The following is a 23,012-nucleotide window of genomic DNA, read 5'->3' as shown; positions in this document are numbered from 1 at the left end:
CTAAACGATAGTGAATAATAATAATAATGGATAAATTTTCCTTTTTAAACACAGCACATACGGCATATTTTGCTGATTTATACGATCAATATTTACAGAATCCAGATGCTGTAGAGCCAAGTTGGAGAGCTTTTTTTCAAGGCTATGATTTTGGTAGTGAGAATTATGAGCTAGAGGGTGAAATAGTAGAAGGCGTTTCAACTCAAATGCCTGAAAAACTTCAAAAAGAATTTCAGGTTTTAAAACTTATTGATGGTTACAGAATGCGAGGGCATCTGTTTACTAAAACAAATCCAGTTCGTAGTAGAAGAACCTATACACCAACATTAGAAATTGAAAATTTCGGTCTTTCCTCAAACGATTTAGATACTGTTTTTAATGCAGGTGAGATTTTAGGAATTGGTGCTCAAACTTTAAGACAAATTATTGTTCATTTAGAACGTATTTATTGTAGTTCTATAGGTGTTGAATACATGTATTTACGTAATCCTGAAGTAATTTCATGGTGGCAGGGTAAATTGAATTCTAATGATAATCATCCAGATTTCTCTGTAGATAAAAAGAAATATATACTTTCAAAATTAAACCAAGCGGTAAATTTTGAAAACTTTTTGCAAACCAAATATGTGGGGCAAAAACGATTTTCTTTAGAAGGAGGCGAATCATTAATACCTGCAATAAGTAATGTACTTTTTTATGCTGTTGAAAAATATGATGTAAAAGAGTGTGTTTTAGGAATGGCGCATCGTGGACGTTTAAGTACGCTTGTAAATATTTTTAGAAAACCAATGAATGAGCTTTTAAGCGAGTTTGATGGTAAAGATTTTGAAGATGAAGATATAGATGGTGATGTAAAATATCATTTAGGTTTAACCTTAGATAAAACGTATCAAAACGGAAAAAGTATCAAAATGAATTTGGTGCCAAATCCTTCCCATTTAGAAGCAGTAGCATCTGTTGCTGAAGGGATTACAAGGGCGAAAATTGACGCGGATTATGATGGAGATGACCAAAAAATAATACCAATAATCGTGCATGGTGATGCTGCAATAGCAGGTCAAGGTATTGCTTATGAAGTAGCACAAATGAGTCAATTAAATGGCTATAAAACAGGTGGGACTGTACATATAGTAGTTAATAACCAAATTGGTTTTACAACTAACTATTTAGATGCACGTTCAAGTACCTATTGTACCGATGTTGCAAAAGTTACTTTATCTCCAGTATTACACGTTAATGCCGATGATGCAGAGGCGGTTGTTCATGCTGTAGAATTAGCATTAGATTATAGAATGCGTTATAAAAAAGATGTTTATATCGATTTATTAGGCTATAGAAAATATGGGCATAATGAAGGTGATGAGCCTCGATTTACTCAGCCAAAATTATATAAAGAAATAGCAAAGCATCAAAACCCTTTTCAAATATATTCTAGTAAGTTAATTGCTGAAAATACAATTGATAAAACATATTTAGATACTATTGTAGCAGAGTTTAAAGATACTTTAGAAAAAGAGTATATAAAGTCAAAAGAAGCAGATTCTTCTAAAGTTAGAGAGTTTATGCAAGAGCGTTGGACAGATTTTAAACGCCAAGGTATAGAAGGTATGTTAGTGTCAGCCGACACATCATTCCCTAAAGAGAATTTAGAAAACATTTCTAAAATTGTTTCTACGGTTCCTGAAGGTGTTAAGTTTTTAAGAAAAGCTGAGAGGATTTTAAACGGACGTACAAAAATGGTTTTTGAAACCGATACTTTAGATTGGGGTATGGCCGAAACATTAGCTTATGGTAGTTTATTAGAAGAAGGCTTTAATGTGCGTATTTCAGGTCAAGATGTCGAGCGTGGTACGTTTAGTCACAGACATGCTATTTTACGAGATGAAATATCTGAAGAACGTATAAATTTACTAAATACGAACCCTGAGAATAAAGGTAAAATGGATATTTATAATTCCTTTTTATCAGAATACGGTGTTTTAGGTTTTGACTATGGTTATGCTATGGCAAATCCAAATACATTAACTATTTGGGAAGCACAATTTGGAGATTTTAGTAATGGTGCTCAAATTATATTTGACCAATACTTATCGGCTGCCGAAGATAAATGGAAAGCACAAAATGGTATCGTTGTATTATTACCACACGGCTATGAAGGTCAAGGATCAGAACACTCGTCGGCAAGAATAGAACGTTATTTACAACTTTGTGGTAATGATAATATGACGGTTGCAGATTGTACAACGCCTGCAAATATTTATCACTTATTGCGTCGTCAAATGAAACGCGATTTCAGAAAACCATTAGTTGTTTTTACTCCAAAAAGTTTATTGCGTCATCCAAAAGCAGTTTCAAGCTTAAATGAATTAGCTTCAGGAGAATTCCAAGAAGTTATTGATGATACAGTAAAACCAGAAAATGTAAAGAAACTTGTTTTCTGTACAGGTAAGTTTTATTATGATTTATTAGCTGAAAGAGACGTATTAGGAACAGAAGATGTTGCTTTAGTTAGAATTGAGCAGTTATTTCCTTTACATTTAGAAAAAATACAAGAAGTAATAAATAGATACCCTAATGTTACCGAATATTCATGGGCTCAAGAAGAACCAAAAAACATGGGTGCTTGGAGTCATATGTTACAGCGTATGGATTTAGTTAAATTAGAAGTTTATTCTAGACCATATAATTCGGTGCCAGCACCAGGATCTAGTACAAGAGATAAAGGCAGACAGCGTCGTGTAATTAATGCTGTTTTTGATAAAAATTAGTTATAAAAAAGAGAATCAATTAAAGTAAAATTATAAAAAAATGATTTTAGAAATGAAAGTGCCTTCACCAGGCGAGTCTATTACAGAAGTAGAAATAGCAACATGGCTAGTAGAAGATGGCGATTATGTAGAAAAAGATCAAGCCATTGCTGAGGTAGATAGCGATAAAGCAACGCTAGAGTTGCCTGCAGAAGCTAGCGGAATTATTACGCTTAAAGCTGAAGAAGGTGATGCTGTAGCTGTTGGAGCTATAGTGTGTTTAATTGATACAAGTGTAGCAAAACCAGAAGGTGATGCTCCTAAAGTTGAAAAACAAGAAGAAGCACCTAAAGTTGAAGCTCCAAAAGTAGCTGTAGCAGAAGCAAAAACGTATGCTACTGGTTCTGCAAGTCCTGCTGCAAAAAAGATTTTAGCAGAAAAAGGTATGGATGCTGCTTCAATTTCTGGAACAGGAAAAGACGGTAGAGTTACTAAAGAAGATGCAATAAAAGCAGTTCCTTCAATGGGAACACCAACGGGAGGTAATCGTGGAACTACTAGAAGTAAAATGTCTATGTTACGTCGTAAAGTGGCAGAGCGTTTGGTTGAGGCTAAAAATACAACGGCGATGTTAACTACTTTTAACGAGGTTAATATGTCACCAATTTTTGCTTTACGTAATGAATATAAAGAAACCTTTAAAGCGAAACACGGTGTTGGTTTAGGTTTTATGAGTTTCTTCACTTTGGCAGTAGTAAGAGCATTAGAAATGTATCCTTCGGTAAATTCAATGATAGATGGTAAAGAAATGATTTCTTATGATTTTTGCGATATCAGTATTGCCGTTTCTGGACCTAAAGGTTTAATGGTGCCGGTAATTAGAAACGCTGAAAATTTAAGTTTTAGAGGTGTAGAATCTGAAGTAAAGCGTTTAGCAATTCGTGCTAGAGATGGTCAAATTACTGTTGATGAAATGACTGGAGGAACTTTTACAATTACAAACGGAGGAGTTTTTGGTAGTATGTTATCTACACCAATTATTAACCCTCCACAGAGTGGTATTTTAGGAATGCACAACATTATTGAAAGACCTATTGCTGTAGATGGAAACGTTGTTATAGCTCCAATGATGTATGTTGCTTTATCTTATGACCATAGAATCATTGATGGGAAAGAAAGTGTTGGCTTTTTAGTTGCAGTAAAAGAAGCTCTAGAAAACCCAATAGAATTATTAATGAATAATGATGTTAAAAAGGCTTTAGAGCTTTAATCTTAAAAAAATAGAATATAAAATAGCTGCCAATTTTGGCGGCTATTTTTGTTTTTAGATTATAGTAATAATATTAATGGATATAATAATGACTACTAATACGGCTAAGCCAATGGTAAGATATTTTTCTATATTACTATTATTTTTTTTCATGATTGGGTTTGAAAACAAGTTTTATTATTTTATTAATAAAATAATAAAACTTTTATGTGCTGTTTTACTAGTGAATAAAAGTACATGTAAGAGAGTTTTTTTGTGAATTAAAAACTCAGTAAAAGTATACAGCAAAAAGTATATAAAAAATACGCACTTCTACGTATTTTTTATATTTGGATAGTTTGTTAAAAGCGAAAACTCTAAATCATAACAATTTAGAGTTTTCTATAATTCTCCCTAAGAACTAATTAATAGCACTGTAAATGTAAAGTATATATACGTTAAAAAAAATACGCAGTTCTACGTATTTTACAAATTTGTTTTATTAACGTTTGCCCAAATAGAAAGTGATGTAGGTTTGTTGTCTAAGCCTAGCTTAGCAACTATATTACTTCTATGCTTGTCTACAGTTCGTACAGAAATGTTTAGTTCTTTAGCTATGTCTTGACTAGTTTTGTTTTCAGATATCAGTTTTGTTATTTTTAGTTCAGATCTAGTTAAAAGTTCTAAACCTTTTGGTTTTTCATTATGTATGTTATGATTTAAATAAGATTGAATTTCTTCACTAAAATAAGGTTGATTATTAATGACATTTTCAATACAAATTTCAATTTCTTCAATTGCAAAATCTTTTAAAATATAACCATATACATTATGTTCTTTTGCTTTATCATATAAATCTTCTTCTTTATCAAAAGTGATAAGAATAATTTTTGTTGGTAAGTTGTTTTTTTTACAAGCCTCAGCAATTTCTATACCGGTTTTATGCGGCATTCTTATATCTAGGATGGCAATTTCTGGTTTTAATTTTACGATAAGATTATAAGCACTATTTCCATCTGTAGCACTACCTACAATGTCAAAGTTTTTAGAAGTTAAAAAATCGGTTAAACCTCTTAACATTAAAGGATGGTCATCTGCAATTACAATAGAGGTACTCATTAATTAAGGGTTAAATGCTATTAGTAGTTGATAATTTATAATTTTAAATATAGATATTTCTTTTCGTAATCTATAATGGCTTTTCCCTTTTTCAAAATATCCGCACCAATAATACCATCTACAGGTTTTGAGTTATGATTAATTAAAGCCGAATTTACGTGGCTAAGGTTAAATAAAACTAAAATAACTTTGTCATTTTTCCATTTGCCAATTTTCACCTTGTTTTTTTTAGACATTTTTGTTTCCATACCTGTAGCTCCAGCTCCAGCAGCTTTAATTTCAGAATCCTTAACTTTTAGGTTAAAGGTGTCAACAGCTTCAAAACCAACACAAGAACTTGATGCTCCAGTATCTAAAATAAATAACCCTTTTTTGCTATTTATTGATGCTTTAATTTCAAAATGATTAGTTTGGGTTAAATGTAATTTTATTTTAGTGTAGCCTTTGTCGAGAAGAAATTGTTGAAGCTTTGCCATAAATTAATTTTAAACAAATATAATGATGTAAAAACAATTATTTTTACAAAAAAAATATAAGTAGAAATTTTAAACTTTAGTATTTGATAGTTACAGACACACATACACATTTATATAGTGAAGCATTTGATGAAGATAGAAGCGACATGATGAGTCGTGCTATAGAACAAGGTGTTTCCAGATTTTTTATTCCAGCAATTGACTCAACGTATACCGAATCGATGCTTCAGCTTGAAAAAGAGTATCCAGAGAATGTATTTTTAATGATGGGGTTACACCCTACGCATGTAAAAGAGAATTATAAAGAAGAGTTAAAGCATATTGAAGAAATGCTTGCAAGCCGAAAATTTTATGCAGTAGGCGAAATTGGTATTGATTTGTACTGGGATAAATCAACATTGGGAATTCAAAAAGAAGCCTTTAAATATCAAATTCAATTAGCAAAAAAGTATCAGTTGCCAATTAATATACATTGTAGAGATGCTTTTAATGAAGTTTTTGAGGTTTTAGAGAGTGAGAAAAGCGATGATTTATTTGGCGTTTTTCATTGTTTTACCGGAACTTTAGAACAAGCACGTCAAGCTATTTCTTATAATTTAAAATTAGGAATTGGTGGTGTCGCTACTTTTAAGAATGGAAAAATAGATCAGTTTTTAAATCAAATAGATTTAAGGCACATTGTTTTAGAAACCGATGCGCCATATTTAGCACCAACACCATACAGAGGGAAGCGAAATGAAAGCGTATATATTATAAAGGTGTTAGAGAAATTAGCTGTCCTATATAATAGGACTCCAGAAGAAGTTGCAACTATTACAACTCAAAACTCAAAAAACGTTTTTAAAGTTTAAAGTATGAATAAATCAAAAGCTAACATATTGCTTATATATACTGGTGGAACTATAGGTATGATTAAAGATTTTAAAACGGGAACGTTAAAGGCTTTCGATTTTAAAACACTTCTAGAGAAAATACCAGAGTTACAATTATTAGATTGTAATATAGATACAGCTTCATTTGAGCCAATAGACTCTAGTAATATGAAACCTGAGTATTGGATACAAATAGCAGAACTTATAGAAACAAATTACGAAAAGTTTGATGGTTTTGTTGTTTTACACGGAAGTGATACCATGAGCTATACAGCATCTGGTTTAAGTTTTATGTTTGAAAATTTAGATAAGCCCATAATATTTACAGGTTCTCAATTGCCAATTGGCGATTTACGCACTGATGCAAAAGAGAACTTAATAACCTCTATTCAAGTAGCGTCTTTAAAAAGCGAAGGAAAACCTTTAATAAAGGAAGTATGTTTGTATTTTGAATATAAATTATATCGAGCAAATAGAACAACAAAAATTAATGCAGAAAATTTTCAAGCATTCGCTTCTTTTAATTATCCAGATTTAGCAGAATCTGGAGTGCATTTAAAAATTAATAACAAATATTTATTCAAGCCGAGTTTGAATAAAATGTTTCAAATTCATAAAAAATTAGATAATAATATAGCTCTTATTAAGTTGTTTCCGGGTATTTCTGAAGATATAATTATGGGAATTATTAAATCACCTAAGCTAAAAGCAGTCATAATTGAAACTTTTGGCTCTGGAAATTGTACTACAGAAAAATGGTTTATCAAGATGTTAAAAGAAGCAATTTCAAAAGGGATTCATATTGTCAATATAACACAATGTTCTGGTGGTAGTGTTATGATGGGGCGGTATGAGACTAGTAATCAGTTAAAAGAGATAGGTGTTATATCAGGAAAAGATATCACTACAGAAGCAGCAATTGCAAAGTTAATGTTTATGTTGGGGCAAAATATTTCAAGTGAAAAATTTAAAAGCTTGTTTGAAAAATCGCTGAGAGGAGAAATGTCTTAAATTTAACTTATAAAATTTTAGCTTTTAAACTTTTTTTCGTTATTTCATACCCTGTAATTTAACTAAGATTAAATACAGAGAGGTGGCCGAGTGGCTTAAGGCGCACGCTTGGAAAGCGTGTATACGTTAATAGCGTATCGAGGGTTCGAATCCCTTTCTCTCTGCTGTTATTTTTTACTTTTAATTACTTTATTTTTTATATCTTTAACACTTTAACTAATAAAATTAAGATCGAGAACATGAAAAGATTATTTTCTATCCTTGCTATCGCTGGAATGATGGCATTCGGAACTGCTAATGCAACTACAAGTAATAGTGCAGCAGTAACAACTGTAACAACAACAACAACTCAAGAAGCTGATCCAGCACCTGCTGAAGAGCTAGGATTTCATCAAGAATTAAAGAAGCGTTTTATTGAAGGTGGCCCAGGTTTTATGGGAATAGTACTTTTATGTTTAATTCTAGGTTTAGCTATTGCTATTGAAAGAATTATCTTTTTAAACCTTTCTACTACAAATTCAAAAAAATTAACTCAATCTGTTGAAGATGCGTTATCATCTGGTGGTGTTGAAGCTGCAAAAGAAGTTTGTAGAAACACTAAAGGGCCTATAGCCTCTATTTTCTATCAAGGTTTAGATAGAGTAGATGAAGGTGTTGAAGCTGCAGAAAAAGCTGTTGTAGCTTATGGTGGTGTACAAATGGGACAATTAGAGAAAAATGTATCTTGGATTTCATTATTTATAGCATTAGCGCCAATGCTTGGTTTCATGGGTACTGTAATTGGTATGATTCAGGCATTCGATAAAATTGAAGCAGCTGGAGATATGAACCCATCTTTAGTAGCTGGTGGTATTAAAGTAGCACTTTTAACTACAGTATTTGGTTTAGTTGTAGCAATCATACTTCAAATTTTTTACAATTATATTATTGCTAAAATTGATAGCATAGTTAATGATATGGAAGATTCTTCTATTACATTAATGGACTTGTTAATTAGAAACAAGAAGTAATAATTTAAAAATTGTAAGTATTATGAAATGAGCCATATATAATTAGGGTTGTATTAACCTTATATATGATTTTGGTGAATTACATCTGACTTATTAACACAATAAAATTTAAACAGATGAAAAAAATATTAACTATATTATTAGCGGTTGTAGGAGTGCTTTCTATTGTATTTCTAGCTATGATAATATCGGCAGGAGATGAAGCTATAAAAGCTGGGGAATCAAGTGGATCTGTAAATTCGTTTATGTATATAGGATACATTGTTTTCTTTTTAACATTAGCTTTTGTAGTTATTTTTAGTTTGAAAAACATAGTGTCTGATGGAGATAAGCTAAAAAGCACTTTAAAAGGTGTTGGAGTTTTTGCTTTACTATCAGCTATATGTTATTTCGGATTAGCTAATGGAGTTGAAACACCATTAAAAGATGGAGGTTCTTTGTCAGCAGGAGGTTCACAATTATTAGGAGCAGGATTATGGTTATTCTACTTACTTCTTTTAATAGCAGGAGGTTCTATGTTGTTTTTCGGAATTAAAAAAATGGTAAAATAATATGGCAAAAAGAGCAGCACCAGAAGTTAATGCAGGCTCAATGGCCGACATTGCTTTTTTACTATTAATTTTTTTCTTGGTTACAACTACCATTGAAAAAGATTCTGGTATTAATCGAAAATTACCACCTATTGATGATTCTGAACAAGATGTTGTTATTAAACAGAAGAATATATTTACTGTTATAATAAATAAAAATGATCAGTTGTTAGTCGAAGATGAGGTGATGGAACTTAAAGATTTAAGGCAAGCAGCTGTTGAATTTTTAGATAATAATGGAGATGGTTCTTGTAGCTTTTGTCAAGGAAATAAAAACCCATCATCTTCTGATAATCCTGTGAAAGCAATTATCTCTTTAGCTAATGATAGAGAAACTTCTTATTCATCATATATATCTGTACAAAATGAATTAGTTGCAGCTTATAATGTTTTAAGAAATAGACGAGCACTCCAATTAGGTCCTCAAAAAGGATTTTCTGGTATGGATTTTGTTCAAATGCAAAATAACTATAAAAATGTTCAATGGCCTGGTAACAAGGATAAGTTGAAAGACCTTATAGATTTGATTAAAGAAGAAATTCCTCAAAAGCTATCTGAAGTGCAATAGTAGGTAATGTAGAATTAAATAAATAGAGATAATATGTCTAAATTTAAAAAGAAAAAAGATGGAGGATTAGCTCCAATTAACACAGCATCATTACCAGATATTGTATTTATGTTATTATTCTTTTTTATGGTTGCTACCGTAATGAGAGAAGATACACTTAAAATAAAGAATGCATTGCCATTAGCTAACCAAATAGAAAAACTAGATAAAAAGAATCCTGTTAGTTATATATATATGGGAAAACCTAGTGATAACTATAAGAACTTTGGTACTGAGGCAAGAATTCAATTAAATGATAATTTTGCTGAAGTTACTGATATAGCAGCTTTTATAGGTGCCGAAAGAGCTGCGTTAAGAGAAGAACTTATACCTTATTTAACAGTTTCTTTAAAAGTAGATAAAGATGCTAATATGGGTATAGTTGGAGATGTTAAGCAAGAGTTGAGAAAAGTAAATGCATTAAAAATTAATTACACAACTGGTAGTGGAGATGCATTGAATAATTAAGTAAAATAATCTTAATTTGTTAAATATATAAGGGTGTTCTTTAATAGAATGCCCTTTTTATTTTCGGTATATTATAATCTAGTTATGATGAAGAAATTGTTTACTTTGATACATATTACTTTTTTTGTGATAACAATTAATGCCCAAGAAGTTGTTAATGCAGAGATTGATTCACTATATCGCGAAGATCAATTTTATATAGGTGTAACAAATAATTTATTTGGGAATAAGCCTAAAGATTTATCCCAAAGCGGATTTTCAAGTGGTTTTCATTTAGGTTTCATTAGAGATATGCCAATAAATAAAAATAGAAACGTTTCTATTGGTTTAGGGTTAGGTTATTCTGCTAATTCTTTTATTGAGAATTTACTTATTAGTAAAGATAATTTAGGGATCGTATCTTATAGTGTTTTAGTAGATGATAATACATATACTAAAAATAAATTTTCTAGTCACTTACTTGAAGTTCCTCTAGAGTTTAGATGGCGAAGTTCCACGCCAACAGAGTATGATTTTTGGCGTATTTATACAGGTTTTAAGATTAGTTATATGTTTGCGCATACAACTAAATATATTGGAGATTTAGGTAGTTTTAAATATACTGATATTGATGCTTTTAATAAGATACAATATGGTTTAACATTAAGTGCTGGTTACAATACTTGGAATGTTTACATGTATTATGCTTTAAATTCCGTTTTTTCTAATAATGCTAAATTAAAAAATGGTCTGTCATTAAATATGAATGCTATAAAAGTTGGTTTAATGTTTTATATACTATAACCAATATGGTACTAATATGAGTTGAGGAATTATACCAACAAATATTCCCATAATTAATTCTTTGTAGGGATGTGCTTTTAAATGTAATCTAGAAGTAGCTACGGCTCCAATTAAAATCATCATTAAAGCCAAAGTAGCGTTAATGTTAATACTAAAATGAATACTTAAGGCTACAGAAAACATAAAGACTCCTGAAACAGAAATCATATGTATACTTGCTTTAAACTTCATAACGGCAAGTAATAAACAGGCCATTGTAGATATTAATATGCCAACAAAGAAATAGTAGAGTTCTAAAACTTGTGTAGGAGTTAAAATACGTTGAATTATAATAAGAATAACAATGCAATTAAGTGCTAAAGGGTAAATTCGTTCGTTTGTGCTTTTTAAGTAAATAGATTTTACCTTCCCCAATGTTTTTAATAAAAAATAGAGTAATATAGGCAGAATGATGGTAAGTATAATTAGAGAAACTATTTTCGCCTGTTTAATCTCAGTAGGTATAAATCTAGGCGATTTTGAAAAATAAAAAAGAACACCTAGAAGCGGCATTAGTAATGGATGGAATATATACGATATACTTTTTAAAAGCCAATTCATTATATTTTTTTACGTAATCGTGCTACTGGTATATCTTGTTGTTCTCTGTATTTAGCAACAGTACGACGCGCAATGGGATAGCCTTTTTCTTTTAAAATAGAAGCTAATGTTTCATCTGTTAATGGTTTTTTCTTGTCTTCTTCTTCAATAACAGTTTCTAATATTTTCTTTATTTCTCTTGTTGAAACATCTTCTCCTTGGTCATTTTTCATCGATTCAGAAAAGAATTCTTTTATCAATTTAGTTCCGTAAGGTGTGTCAACATATTTGCTATTTGCAACTCTAGATACTGTTGAAACATCCATAGAAATTTCATCTGCAATATCTTTAAGAATCATAGGTTTTAAATTGCGCTCATCACCTGTTAAAAAATACTCACTTTGGTAGTGCATAATAGCACTCATTGTTATAAATAAGGTCTGTTGACGTTGTTTTATAGCTTCAATAAACCACTTAGCGGCATCTAACTTTTGTTTTATAAAAGTAACGGCATCTTTTTGTGATTTTGATTTGTCCTTAGCTTCTTTATAGCCGTTAAGCATATTGCTATATTCTCTTGAGACATGAAGGTCTGGAGCATTTCTTCCATTTAAGGTTAACTCTAATTCACCATCAACAATTTTAATTGCAAAATCAGGAACCACATGCTCAACAATTCTATTGTTTCCAGCGTAAGAACCTCCTGGTTTTGGATTTAAATGTTCGATATTTGAAATAGCATCCTTTAACTGATTTTCTGAAATATTAAATTTCTGAAGTAATTTTTTATAGTGTTTTTTAGTAAACTGCTCAAAAGCATTATCAATAATATTAATGGCTAATTCACAATCTGCTGTTTTTTCTTTTCGATGCAATTGAATGCTTAAGCATTCTTGTAAGTTTCTCGCTCCAACTCCAGCTGGATCTAATTGGTGTACTATTTTTAAAACTTTTTCTATATTCTCTTCGGTTGTGTAAACATTTTGTGTAAAAGCCAAATCGTCCATAATATCAGTGAGTTCACGACGTATATAGCCACTTTCGTCTACACTGCCAACTAGAAACTCGGCAATATCTCTTTCTTCATCAGATAATCTATAGGTGTTTAATTGATTTACTAAATGTTGTGTAAAAGATGTTCCTGCTGCATATGGCATGGTTTTTTGCTCATCATCACTACTGTAGTTATTAGCTTGTGTACGATAATCTGGAATTTCGTCATCACTTAAATATTCATCAACATTAATATCTTCAGCATTTATAGTTTCAGTATCTCCAAAATCATCGGTATTGTCTAAATCTGAATCATATTCGTTTTCAATGTCTTCTTTACCTCCTTCAAGAGCAGGGTTTTCTTCCAATTCTTGTTTTAAACGTTGTTCAAATGCTTGAGTAGGCAACTGAATCAATTTCATTAATTGAATTTGTTGCGGTGATAATTTTTGCGATAATTTAAATTGTAAATATTGCTTAAGCATGTTTCGATTTAAGGTTGTTGCTCAAAGATAAAAAAAGGAATTAGCATACCAAAGTTGTGCCAACTTTCCTTTTTTATGAAAATTTACTAAAATTGTGCGTTTTGAGGTGTTCTTGGAAATGGAATTACATCTCTAATATTGCTCATTCCTGTGGTAAACATAACCAAACGCTCAAAACCGAGCCCGAAACCAGAATGTACTGCAGTTCCAAATTTGCGTAAATCTAAATACCACCATAAATCTTCTTCAGGGATATTAATTGCGGCCATTTTTTCTTTTAAAATATCTAAACGTTCTTCACGTTGTGCACCACCAACAATTTCTCCAATACCTGGGAATAAAATGTCCATTGCTCTAACTGTTTTGCCATCTTCATTTAAACGCATATAGAAGGCTTTTATGTTGGCAGGATAATCAAACAGTATTACTGGGCATTTAAAATGTTTTTCTACTAAAAAGCGTTCGTGTTCACTTTGTAAATCGCAGCCCCATTCATTAATTAAATATTTGAATTTTTTCTTTTTATTAGGTTTGCTATTTCTTAAAATATCAATAGCTTCTGTATAACTAACACGTTTAAAGTTGTTTTCTGTTACGAAATTTAGTTTTTCAATTAAACTTAAATCACTTCGTTCTACTTGAGGTTTAGATTTTTCTTCGTCTAATAAGCGTTTGTTTAAAAATTCTAAATCTTCAGAATTATTTTCTAAAATATATGTTATTACATATTTAAGAAAATCTTCAGCTAAATCCATATTACCAGCCAAGTCCATAAAAGCAACTTCGGGCTCTATCATCCAAAATTCTGCTAAATGGCGTGATGTATTTGAGTTTTCAGCTCTAAAAGTAGGTCCAAAGGTATAGACTTTACCTAAAGACATGGCGTATGTTTCTGCTTCTAGTTGACCGGACACCGTTAGGTTCGTTTCTTTTCCAAAGAAATCTTTAGAATAATCTACATTTCCTTCGTCATTTAAAGGAGGGTTTTTTGCATCTAAATTAGAAACTTTAAACATTTCACCAGCACCTTCTGCATCGCTACCGGTAATAATTGGAGAATGCATATAATAGAATCCGTTCTCGTTAAAATATTTGTGAATAGCGAATGATAATGTAGAGCGCAAACGCATTACAGCACTAAACGTATTTGTTCTTGTACGTAAATGAGCGTTTTCTCTTAAAAATTCAAAAGAGTGCTTTTTGGGTTGAATAGGATATGTTTCAGGATCTGAGTCTCCTAAAACCTCCAATTCATTTACTTGTATTTCAATTTTTTGTCCCTTGCCTTGACTTTCAACCAATTCGCCTTTAATATGAATAGCAGCACCTGTTGTAACTCTTTTTAAAAGAGCTTCATCGAATTTTTCAAAATCTAAAACACACTGTATATTGTTAATTGTTGAACCGTCATTTAAAGCTATAAATCGATTTGCTCTAAAAGTTCTAACCCATCCTTTAATTTCTACTTCAGTTAAAATAATATTTTGAGTTAATAATTCTGAAACGGTACGTAATTGCATAAACACTTATTTTGAAATGTAAATATAATGGTTTAAATTATTAAAATTGAAATTATAAATTGCAAAAATTTGTTATAATTTATTTTTTTTAACATAATTAGGTTCTAATCTGTAATTTACATGTTAAAATTCTGTTTTTCAGTATCGTCTTCTTCTGGAATGATATTAATAGAAGGTTTTCTTAGTACTTGTTTATTAGCAATACTGCGTTCTAAAGAGAGTAGCAGTGAAGGTAGTAATAGCAAGTTAGATAACATGGCAAATAACAAGGTTGCAGATACTAAAGCACCTAAAGCTACGGTACCACCAAAACTAGAAATTGTAAAAACTGAAAAACCAAAGAAAAGTACTATAGAAGTATAAAACATACTTACTCCTGTTTCTCGTAAAGCGCCATAAACAGATATTTTAATCTTCCAGTTATTGGCTTGTAATTCTTGACGGTATTTTGCTAAAAAGTGAATGGTGTCATCTACCGAAATTCCAAAAGCGATACTAAAAACTAAAATAGTTGAAGGTTTTATAGGGACACCTAAATAACCCATTAAACCAGCGGTAATAACCAGCGGTAATAAGTTAGGAATAAGAGATACAACAACCATACGTCCAGACCTAAACATATATGCCATAAAAATTGATATTAATAATATGGCTAGAGATAAGGAAATAGCTAAGTTTTTAACTAAATATTTTGTTCCTTTTTGAAAAACCAATGCTTTTCCTGTCATGGTTACATTGTATTTTTCTTTAGGAAAGACTTTGTTTATTTTAGTTTGCAGGTTTTCTTCGATACGTTCCATTTTATCAGTGCCAATATCTTTCATAAAGGTTGTAATACGCGCATATTGACCGGTCTTATCAACAAAATTATTTAACAAATCTGTATTAGTAGATGAGTTTTTTGCATAAGATAAAATAAAACTATTTTCTTGAGATGTTGGTAATTGATAAAATTTTGGATTCCCGTTATAATATGCTTGTTTAGAATATTTAACTAAACCTACAACAGATATTGGTTTAGATAATTCTGGAGTTTCAATAATTAAATCTTCTAATTCATTCATACGTTTTAGCGTAGAAAGTTTCATAACGCCTTTTTTACGCTTCGTATCTACCATGATTTCTAAAGGCATGATACCATTAAATTCATTTTCAAAAAAACGAATATCATTTACGAATTCAGATTCTTGTGGCATATCTTCAATTAAACTCCCAGATATTTTTATTTGATAAATGCCAATAATACTAGCAACAAGAAGAATAAGCGAAGTTACGTAAATAGCAATACGTTTTTTACGAACCATCCATTCCATCCAATTAACGAATCCTCCAATCCACTTTTTATTTAAATGTTCTAAATGTCTGTCTTTAGGATAGGGTAAAAACGTATAAATAATTGGTATAATTAACAAGCAAAGGATGAAAATAGCTAAAATACTTAGTGAAGCTACAACACCAAATTCTTTTAATAATGCGCTTTCTGTTAGAATAAAAGTAGCAAAACCAGAGGCTGTAGTAACATTGGTCATTAGCGTTGCATTCCCAATTTTTGTAATAACACGTTGTAGTGACTTTACTTTATTGCCATGTAATTTAACTTCGTGTTGATATTTATTAATTAAAAAGATACAATTAGGAATCCCTATAACTATAATTAATGGAGGAATAAGAGCAGTTAAAACACTTACTTCATATCTCAATAAACCAATAATACCTAAAGTCCAAGCAACACCTATACAGACAACAATTAACGAAATAAAAGTGGCTCTAAATGACCTAAAAAAGAAAAAGAAAATTAAAGAGGTTACCAATAAAGCAGCGATAACGAAAAGGTTAATTTCCTCAATAATATTTTGCGAATTTAAAGTTCGAATATAAGGCATGCCCGAAACTCTAACATCTAAATTGTATTTAGCCTCAAATGCTTCAATGTTTGGGATTAATACGTTAACAACAAAATCTTTTCTAGCAGCAGTATTTACAATGGCTTTGTTTAAGTAAAGGGCACTTCTAATTGTTTTTGTGTCTTTATTAAATAAGAAGTTATCGTAAAATGGGTACTTGTTAAAAAGTTCGTTTTTAAGAACTTCTATTTCTTTAATTGAGGAAATGGAGTCCTTAATAAAAGGTTCTAAAGCAAATTTTTCGTTTTTAGTATCTTTTACAAGTTTTTGTAAATCTTTTATAGATATAACAGATTCTACTGCAGTATCATTTTTAAAAGTATGAGATAATTCATTCCAAGCATTTAATTTTTCTACAGAAAATAGCGTGCTGTCTTTTACGCCAATTACAATTAAGTTTCCTTCTTCACCAAATTTTTGTAAGAAGTCATTATATACCATATTTACTTCATGATCATCAGGAAGTAAATTAGCTTCGGTATACGTAAAACGCATGTATTTCCATTGCGTACTAAATAGTAAAGTAATTATAACGATACCTATAAGAATGATAATTTTATTACGCAAAATTAATCTTGCAATAACGTCCCAAAAGTCTTTAGAAAAAAGTTTAAACATGCCTTGTATAAAAGATGCGCAAAGGTAGAAAAAAGGAGTGTATTACCTCATAAAGAGACGTTAAATGTAAACTTAAAAGCAACATTATCTCCAAATTCAGGTAAGTGATATGCACCATATCGGTATGTAAAGCTTAATCCGAAGCCAAATAACAATTTATTAAGTTCAAATCCAGATTCTGTATAGCCTTTTTTTAAAGAGCCAAAAGTAATGTTTTGGTGTCTTTCTGAGTTTTTCATGTCGCCAATGGCATAGCGTGTTATTACAACCAATTGAGGTTTAAAACGTTCTGTGATATTAAAAGGTTTTAAATAATGTTTTATTTGAAGGGTTGAAAACTTATCAGAAAAGAACTCGTTAAAAAACATGGTTTCAAAACTATTTAATCCAGCAACCGAGAAACGTTGTAAAATGGTCTCTTTGTTTATGTTGTTTGGGTAAGCATGATATAAATGAGTTATGGGTATATTTCCATTAGCTATACCAGAAACTAATGTGATTTTTGTTAAGCTATTACCTTTTGTTCCTATTTCATGAATGGTTCTAAAATCTAATTTAGAGAAGTTAAAATCACTTTTAAATATATTTTTAAAATTTTTGGTATACTGTAGTGTAAATTTAGGAAAGCCTTCTTTAGTTTTTTTAAACCCTTCTGGCGAAGTTTTATATTTACTAAACGGACTCCACTGAAGTGCTATTTTGGTAATACTTAAGTTGAAGTTTTCAAAGGTGTTGCCATCAACGTTATAACTGTAATTATAAGTAGGATCTATTTTACTTATTGCTAATTCAGTCTCAGTTAATAAATGTGGCGTTAATTGATGCTCTAAATCTATTGATTTTGTAATATGTTTATGAAACAAATCAATATTAAGCAAGCGGGGTTCAAAGAATTGAAAAAACCGTTTGTCTGTTAAAAATTTAGTGCTACCAGTTTCTTGTAAATCATCGGTATATGAAACGTTTAACCAAGTATTTGTTTTTTCAGCTAATCTAAAGCCCCCACCAATACTGTATTTATATCGATGGTCTCTAAACCCATAAACCACATAACTATTTATACGGTATTTTTTTGAGAAAGCATCATTAGTAATGCCTCCTATGCCTGTTCTTAGACCTTCATATTGATTGTATTTAATTAAATACCTTAAATCGAAGTTAAAGTATTTTGTAGGGATGTACCCGTTTCCAAGGTGTTTAATAAATTCACTTTTCCCAATGGAATCTTGTACTGGTACATTGCTAGTTTGACTATACGTTAATGTGTAGTAAAAAATAAATAAAAAAAGAAAACAATGCTTCAACATTTATTTAAATAAAATAGGAGTGGATTTATAAAAAAAAGCGACAATGTTGTCGCTTTTCAAATTATACTGTCATGATTTCTTTTTCTTTAGCGTCGAAAACGTCCTCTATCTTTTTAACGTAACTATCTGTCATTTGTTGTACATCAATCTCTGCATTCTTTTTTAAGTCTTCAGAAACATCATCGTTTTTTTTAATCTCATTATTAGCATCTTTACGAGCTGTTCTTACGCTTATTTTTGCGTCTTCAGCTTCTGCTTTCGCTTGTTTTGCTAAATCTCGTCTACGCTCTTCTGTTAAAGGTGGCACATTAATAATAATAGTATCACCGTTATTCATAGGGTTAAAACCAAGATTTGCATAAGCAATACCGCGTTCTATTTCTTGTAGCATATTTTTCTCCCAAGGTTGTACTGTAATGGTTCTTCCATCAGGAGTGTTTACATTTGCTACTTGACTTAGAGGTGTTTGCGATCCGTAATAATCTACCATAACGCTACCAAGCATTGCTGGACTAGCTTTTCCTGCTCTAATGTTTATTAATTGCTTTTCTAAATGCTTAATAGCATTATCCATTGCTTCTTTTGTGCTATCTAATATAAATTGTATGTCTTCGTTCATTGTTTTAAACTTTAAAGTTCAATAAATACAAAAATTACGCCAAATGTTAAACGTTTACTTCGGTTCCTATGTTTTCACCAGAAACCACTTTAAGTAAATTACCTTTTTTATTCATATCAAAAACAATAATTGGTAATTCGTTTTCTTGACTTAAAGTAAAAGCTGTAGTATCCATTACTTTTAAGCCTTTACGTAAAACATCATCAAAAGATATGAAATTAAATTTAATTGCGTTATCATCTTTTTCCGGATCTGCATTATAAATACCATCTACACGCGTACCTTTTAAAATAACATCTGCTTCAATTTCTATGGCACGTAAAACGGCTGCAGAATCTGTAGTAAAGTATGGGTTTCCTGTGCCACCACCAAAAATTACCACACGTCCTTTTTCTAAATGGCGCATCGCTTTTCTTCTAATAAAAGGCTCAGCAACTTCATTAATTTTAATAGCCGTTTGTAATCTTGTTGGCATACCAGCATCTTCTAAAGCACCTTGTAATGCCAACCCATTAATAACGGTTGCAAGCATGCCCATATGGTCTCCTTGTACACGATCCATGCCTTTGCTAGCTCCAGCAACACCTCTAAAAATATTACCCCCTCCAATAACTATGGCAACTTCTATACCTTTGTCAGTAATTGTTTTTATGTCTTGAGCATATTCGGCTAAACGGTCTGGGTCTATACCGTATTGACGATTTCCCATTAAGGCTTCGCCAGATAGTTTTAAGAGTATTCTTTTATATTTCATGAGTAGTTTATCAGGTGTCCACAAATGTGGAATCAAAAGTTTAGCAAAGCTACATAAATTTTTTATTTTTTTGAATTTATTAAGTGCAATACCAATCGATGTTTTTAAATATTGTTAAAATAGTTTTGGACGGGTTTTTATTAAAAATAAAAAGCGAGCTATCCCCTATATCTTTTTATATGAAGTATATTCTAGTATTTTAATTAAACTAACGAATGCAGAATGTATTTTACTTTCTATTTATAAAGCGAAAGCACATAAAAAGGATGCCGTTTCTATCTCTCCCGCATTAATCTGCCAAAAACAGTTACAACACTAACTAATTATTGACTTGTTTGCATAAAAAAAACCACTACTCAAAACGAATAGTGGTTTAATATTAAAGATTTCTGTTTTTACAGAAAATAGGGTTATCCTAAAGTAACACGTTTAAAACCTGTTAAAGCAACATCTCCGTAAGATGCTACATATTTTGCAACGTCTATTTTTTCATCTTTAATAAACTTTTGATCTAATAAACATTGTTCTTGATCTAAAGTTGTATTATCAGAAATGTAACGCTCCATTTTTCCTGGTAAAATTCTATCCCAAATTTGTTCTGGTTTACCTTCAGCTTTTAATTCTGCTTTTGCAGTTTCTTCAGCAGCAGCTAATACTTCAGGAGTTAATTGTGCCATAGAAATATATTGAGGTACGTTTTTAAGTGTTTTACCTAAACGACCTAATTCAATATTATCTTTTTCAATAACAGCAATTCTTGCTTCAGTTTCTGCAGCAATGTAAGCAGGATCAAAATCTTTATAAGATAATGTAGTTGCACCCATTGATGCAATTTGCATAGCAACATCTTTAGCTAAAGTTTCAGCTTTATCAACGTTAGCTGATAAACCAACTAAAGCAGCAATTTTGTTAATATGTACATAAGTACCAACGTAAGCAGCTTCTAATTTTTCAAAACCGTTGATTTCTAATTTTTCACCAACAACTCCAGTTTGCTCAATTAATTTTTCAGCAACTGTCATACCATCAAAATCAGCAGCTAAAAAAGCTTCTTTAGTATCGCAGTTTAAAGCAATATCAGCCAATTGATTAGCTAGTGCTAAAAAGTTTTCGTTTTTACCAACAAAATCAGTTTCACAACCTAATACAATAGCAACACCAGCAGTGTTATCTGCATTTATTTTAGAAACAGCAGCACCTTCGCTAGACTCACGGTCAGCTCTTTTTGCAGCCACTTTTTGACCTTTTTTACGTAAAACTTCAATAGCTTTATCAAAGTCTCCTTCAGCTTCAACTAAAGCTTTTTTGCAGTCCATCATACCTGCACCAGTAGCTTGTCTTAATTTATTTACTTCAGCCGCTGTAATTTTTACTGTAGTACTCATAGTTATTATAATTTAAATAAGTCGCCCAATAAATTTTCAAAAAAGAAAAGAATTAAACGACTTATTTGTGTTGTATTAATGTTATTTATTCTTCTTCTTCAGCAACAACTTTTTTAGCTGGAGCTGCTTTAGCTTTAGTAGCTTCTTCTTTTGAAGAAACGGCTGCATCTTTTTCAGCTTTACGTTCTGCTAATCCTTCAGATACTGCAGATGTTACGTGAGATAAAATTTTATCGATTGATTTAGAAGCGTCATCGTTTGCAGGTATTACATAATCAACTTGACGTGGGTCAGAATTAGTATCAACCATTGCAAAAATAGGAATGTTTAATTTTTGAGCTTCTTTAATCGCGATGTGCTCACGTTTAATATCTACAACAAATAAAGCACCTGGTAAACGAGTCATGTCTACTATAGAGCCTAAGTTTTTTTCTAACTTAGCTCTTAAACGATCAACTTGTAAGCGTTCTTTTTTAGATAATGTTAAGAAAGTACCATCTTTCTTCATTCTATCAATAGAAGCCATTTTTTTAACAGCTTTTCTAATAGTAACAAAGTTAGTTAGCATACCACCTGGCCATCTTTCAGTGATGTATGGCATGTTAATTTCTCCTGCTTTTTCAGCAACGATATCTTTTGCTTGTTTTTTTGTTGCAACGAATAATATTTTACGTCCAGAAGCTGCAATTTTAGCAAGTGCTGCACCTGCTTCATCAATTTTAGCTGCTGTTTTGTAAAGGTTTATAATATGGATGCCGTTACGCTCCATATATACGTAAGGAGCCATGTTTGGATCCCATTTACGTGTAAGGTGACCGAAGTGTACACCTGCTTCAAGTAATTCTTTTACTTCTACTGCCATTTTGTAATAGTTTACGTTCTGTTGAATTAGCAATAATTAAGTGGTCATTTTTAAAATTCGCCTTAACTATTTAGATGCTAAACTAAATCCTGTTTTTATACTAGGACAACAATAACTTGTTTAAATTTTGTTTTGTTTGAAAATGATAAAGGATTCTGATTATCAGATCCTGAACCAAGTTCAGGATATTAACGTTTAGAGAATTGAAATTTCTTACGAGCTTTCTTCTGACCGAATTTCTTACGTTCAACCATTCTCGGATCTCTTGTTAATAAACCTTCTGGTTTTAATGTTAATCTGTTTTCAGCATCAACTTCGCACATTGCACGAGAAATTGCTAAACGAACAGCTTCTGCTTGACCAGTAATACCACCTCCATATACATTTACTGTAATATCAAAGTTGGCGTCATTGTTAGTCAAAACTAATGGTTGTTTTACTTTGTACTGTAAAGTAGCAGTCGTAAAATAATTAGCTAAGTCTTTTTTATTGATTGTAATGTTACCTTTTCCTGGGGCAACATAAGCGCGCGCAACAGCCGTTTTTCTACGGCCAATTTTGTGAATTACATCCATTATTTGAATTCGTTTAAGTTAATTGTTTTTGGCTTTTGAGCTTCGTGTTTGTGCTCTGTACCAACAACAACTGTTAGATTACGGAATAACTCAGCACCTAATTTGTTTTTAGGTAACATTCCTTTAACTGATTTTTCTACTACTCTTGCAGGATCTTTTCCATACAATTCTGTAGCAGTTAAACTTTTTTGACCTCCTGGATACCCAGTATGACGAATGTACGTTTTATCGTTCCATTTGTTACCAGATAACGTGATTTTTTCTGCATTGATAACAATAACGTTATCTCCGCAATCAACATGAGGTGTGAAGTTTGGCTTGTGTTTACCTCTAATAAGTTTTGCAACTTTAGATGCTAAACGACCAAGCGCCTGACCTTCAGCATCAACTAATACCCACTGCTTATCTGCAGTAGCTTTGTTGGCTGAAATCGTTTTGTAGCTTAATGTGTCCACACTAATTAATTTTTATTTATTAAA

At 31.2% G+C, this 23,012-nt stretch carries 22 protein-coding genes and 1 tRNA gene; 10 read left to right on the top strand and 13 right to left on the bottom strand.

Annotation, left to right across the window (positions count from 1 at the left end):
- Window positions 1-26 precede the first annotated feature (26 nt).
- Both ACH5TW_RS08540 and odhB read left to right on the top strand, forming a co-directional pair.
- On the top strand, window positions 27-2,768 hold the full coding sequence (locus ACH5TW_RS08540; protein WP_439336083.1) for a 2-oxoglutarate dehydrogenase E1 component: 2,742 nt from the start codon (window positions 27-29) through the stop codon (window positions 2,766-2,768).
- A gap of 40 nt (window positions 2,769-2,808) precedes the next feature.
- Entirely contained in the window at window positions 2,809-4,017 is a 1,209-nt protein-coding gene (gene odhB / locus ACH5TW_RS08535; RefSeq protein WP_439336082.1) for a 2-oxoglutarate dehydrogenase complex dihydrolipoyllysine-residue succinyltransferase, read from the top strand.
- 465 nt (window positions 4,018-4,482) lie between these two features.
- On the opposite strand, the gene ACH5TW_RS08530 is transcribed toward odhB, so the two are convergent.
- A complete protein-coding gene (locus tag ACH5TW_RS08530) occupies window positions 4,483-5,115 on the bottom strand; it encodes a response regulator (protein WP_439336081.1) in 633 nt (210 codons plus the stop codon).
- 35 nt (window positions 5,116-5,150) lie between these two features.
- Window positions 5,151-5,591, bottom strand: a complete 441-nt coding sequence (locus ACH5TW_RS08525; protein ID WP_439336080.1) for a retropepsin-like aspartic protease — start codon at window positions 5,589-5,591, stop codon at window positions 5,151-5,153.
- 83 nt (window positions 5,592-5,674) lie between these two features.
- On the opposite strand from ACH5TW_RS08525, the gene ACH5TW_RS08520 reads away from it, so the two are divergent.
- The 8 genes from ACH5TW_RS08520 to ACH5TW_RS08485 all read left to right on the top strand — a co-directional run bounded on the left by ACH5TW_RS08520 (window position 5,675) and on the right by ACH5TW_RS08485 (window position 10,932).
- The gene (locus ACH5TW_RS08520) at window positions 5,675-6,442 is read left to right on the top strand and encodes a TatD family hydrolase (protein WP_439336079.1); all 768 of its coding nucleotides are present in this window, start codon (window positions 5,675-5,677) and stop codon (window positions 6,440-6,442) included.
- Window positions 6,443-6,445: 3 nt separating this feature from the next.
- Entirely contained in the window at window positions 6,446-7,474 is a 1,029-nt protein-coding gene (locus ACH5TW_RS08515; protein ID WP_439336078.1) for an asparaginase, read from the top strand.
- A 76-nt stretch (window positions 7,475-7,550) separates the two neighbouring features.
- Window positions 7,551-7,638 (top strand) — tRNA-Ser (locus ACH5TW_RS08510).
- 75 nt (window positions 7,639-7,713) lie between these two features.
- Window positions 7,714-8,484, top strand: a complete 771-nt coding sequence (locus ACH5TW_RS08505; protein ID WP_439336077.1) for a MotA/TolQ/ExbB proton channel family protein — start codon at window positions 7,714-7,716, stop codon at window positions 8,482-8,484.
- 116 nt (window positions 8,485-8,600) lie between these two features.
- A complete protein-coding gene (locus ACH5TW_RS08500; RefSeq protein WP_439336076.1) occupies window positions 8,601-9,035 on the top strand; it encodes a hypothetical protein in 435 nt (144 codons plus the stop codon).
- Window position 9,036: 1 nt separating this feature from the next.
- Window positions 9,037-9,642 carry an ExbD/TolR family protein gene (locus ACH5TW_RS08495; RefSeq protein WP_439336075.1) on the top strand — a complete coding sequence of 202 codons (606 nt, stop codon included), beginning with the start codon at window positions 9,037-9,039 and terminating at the stop codon, window positions 9,640-9,642.
- Window positions 9,643-9,675: 33 nt separating this feature from the next.
- Window positions 9,676-10,149, top strand: coding sequence for an ExbD/TolR family protein (locus ACH5TW_RS08490; RefSeq protein WP_439336074.1), 474 nt, complete (start codon window positions 9,676-9,678; stop codon window positions 10,147-10,149).
- An 84-nt stretch (window positions 10,150-10,233) separates the two neighbouring features.
- The gene (locus ACH5TW_RS08485; RefSeq protein WP_439336073.1) at window positions 10,234-10,932 is read left to right on the top strand and encodes a porin family protein; all 699 of its coding nucleotides are present in this window, start codon (window positions 10,234-10,236) and stop codon (window positions 10,930-10,932) included.
- On the opposite strand, the gene ACH5TW_RS08480 is transcribed toward ACH5TW_RS08485, so the two are convergent.
- The 11 genes from ACH5TW_RS08480 to rplM all read right to left on the bottom strand — a co-directional run bounded on the left by ACH5TW_RS08480 (window position 10,927) and on the right by rplM (window position 22,988).
- The gene (locus tag ACH5TW_RS08480; RefSeq protein ID WP_439336072.1) at window positions 10,927-11,532 is read right to left on the bottom strand and encodes a hypothetical protein; all 606 of its coding nucleotides are present in this window, start codon (window positions 11,530-11,532) and stop codon (window positions 10,927-10,929) included. The two genes, ACH5TW_RS08485 and ACH5TW_RS08480, sit on opposite strands and share 6 nt — an antisense overlap.
- Entirely contained in the window at window positions 11,532-12,989 is a 1,458-nt protein-coding gene (rpoN, locus tag ACH5TW_RS08475) for an RNA polymerase factor sigma-54 (RefSeq protein WP_439336071.1), read from the bottom strand. Before rpoN ends, ACH5TW_RS08480 begins: the two co-directional genes overlap by 1 nt.
- Before the next feature lie 86 nt (window positions 12,990-13,075).
- Window positions 13,076-14,509 carry an asparagine--tRNA ligase gene (gene asnS, locus ACH5TW_RS08470; protein WP_439336070.1) on the bottom strand — a complete coding sequence of 478 codons (1,434 nt, stop codon included), beginning with the start codon at window positions 14,507-14,509 and terminating at the stop codon, window positions 13,076-13,078.
- Between the two features lie 116 nt (window positions 14,510-14,625).
- Window positions 14,626-17,031: an efflux RND transporter permease subunit gene (locus ACH5TW_RS08465; RefSeq protein WP_439336069.1), complete on the bottom strand. Its 2,406-nt coding sequence runs from the start codon at window positions 17,029-17,031 to the stop codon at window positions 14,626-14,628.
- Between the two features lie 47 nt (window positions 17,032-17,078).
- Window positions 17,079-18,338 (bottom strand): DUF5686 family C-terminal domain-containing protein, encoded by a 1,260-nt coding sequence (locus ACH5TW_RS08460; protein WP_439336068.1) that lies wholly within the window; start codon window positions 18,336-18,338, stop codon window positions 17,079-17,081.
- Between the two features lie 61 nt (window positions 18,339-18,399).
- Window positions 18,400-18,957, bottom strand: a complete 558-nt coding sequence (gene frr, locus ACH5TW_RS08455; RefSeq protein WP_439336067.1) for a ribosome recycling factor — start codon at window positions 18,955-18,957, stop codon at window positions 18,400-18,402.
- Between the two features lie 46 nt (window positions 18,958-19,003).
- Window positions 19,004-19,711: a UMP kinase gene (pyrH, locus tag ACH5TW_RS08450; protein ID WP_439336066.1), complete on the bottom strand. Its 708-nt coding sequence runs from the start codon at window positions 19,709-19,711 to the stop codon at window positions 19,004-19,006.
- Between the two features lie 410 nt (window positions 19,712-20,121).
- A complete protein-coding gene (tsf, locus tag ACH5TW_RS08445; RefSeq protein ID WP_439336065.1) occupies window positions 20,122-21,096 on the bottom strand; it encodes a translation elongation factor Ts in 975 nt (324 codons plus the stop codon).
- An 85-nt stretch (window positions 21,097-21,181) separates the two neighbouring features.
- The gene (gene rpsB / locus ACH5TW_RS08440; RefSeq protein ID WP_439336064.1) at window positions 21,182-21,958 is read right to left on the bottom strand and encodes a 30S ribosomal protein S2; all 777 of its coding nucleotides are present in this window, start codon (window positions 21,956-21,958) and stop codon (window positions 21,182-21,184) included.
- A gap of 188 nt (window positions 21,959-22,146) precedes the next feature.
- Window positions 22,147-22,533, bottom strand: coding sequence for a 30S ribosomal protein S9 (gene rpsI / locus ACH5TW_RS08435; protein WP_345273950.1), 387 nt, complete (start codon window positions 22,531-22,533; stop codon window positions 22,147-22,149).
- Window positions 22,533-22,988 carry a 50S ribosomal protein L13 gene (rplM, locus tag ACH5TW_RS08430; RefSeq protein ID WP_439336063.1) on the bottom strand — a complete coding sequence of 152 codons (456 nt, stop codon included), beginning with the start codon at window positions 22,986-22,988 and terminating at the stop codon, window positions 22,533-22,535. Before rplM ends, rpsI begins: the two co-directional genes overlap by 1 nt.
- Window positions 22,989-23,012: the final 24 nt, after the last annotated feature.

It is taken from the genome of Thalassobellus sediminis (assembly GCF_044386045.1).
Classification (GTDB): Bacteria; Bacteroidota; Bacteroidia; order Flavobacteriales; family Flavobacteriaceae; genus Thalassobellus; species Thalassobellus sediminis.
The sequence above is the reverse complement of the archived record's forward strand: the minus strand, read 5'-3'. Positions and strand labels throughout refer to the sequence as shown.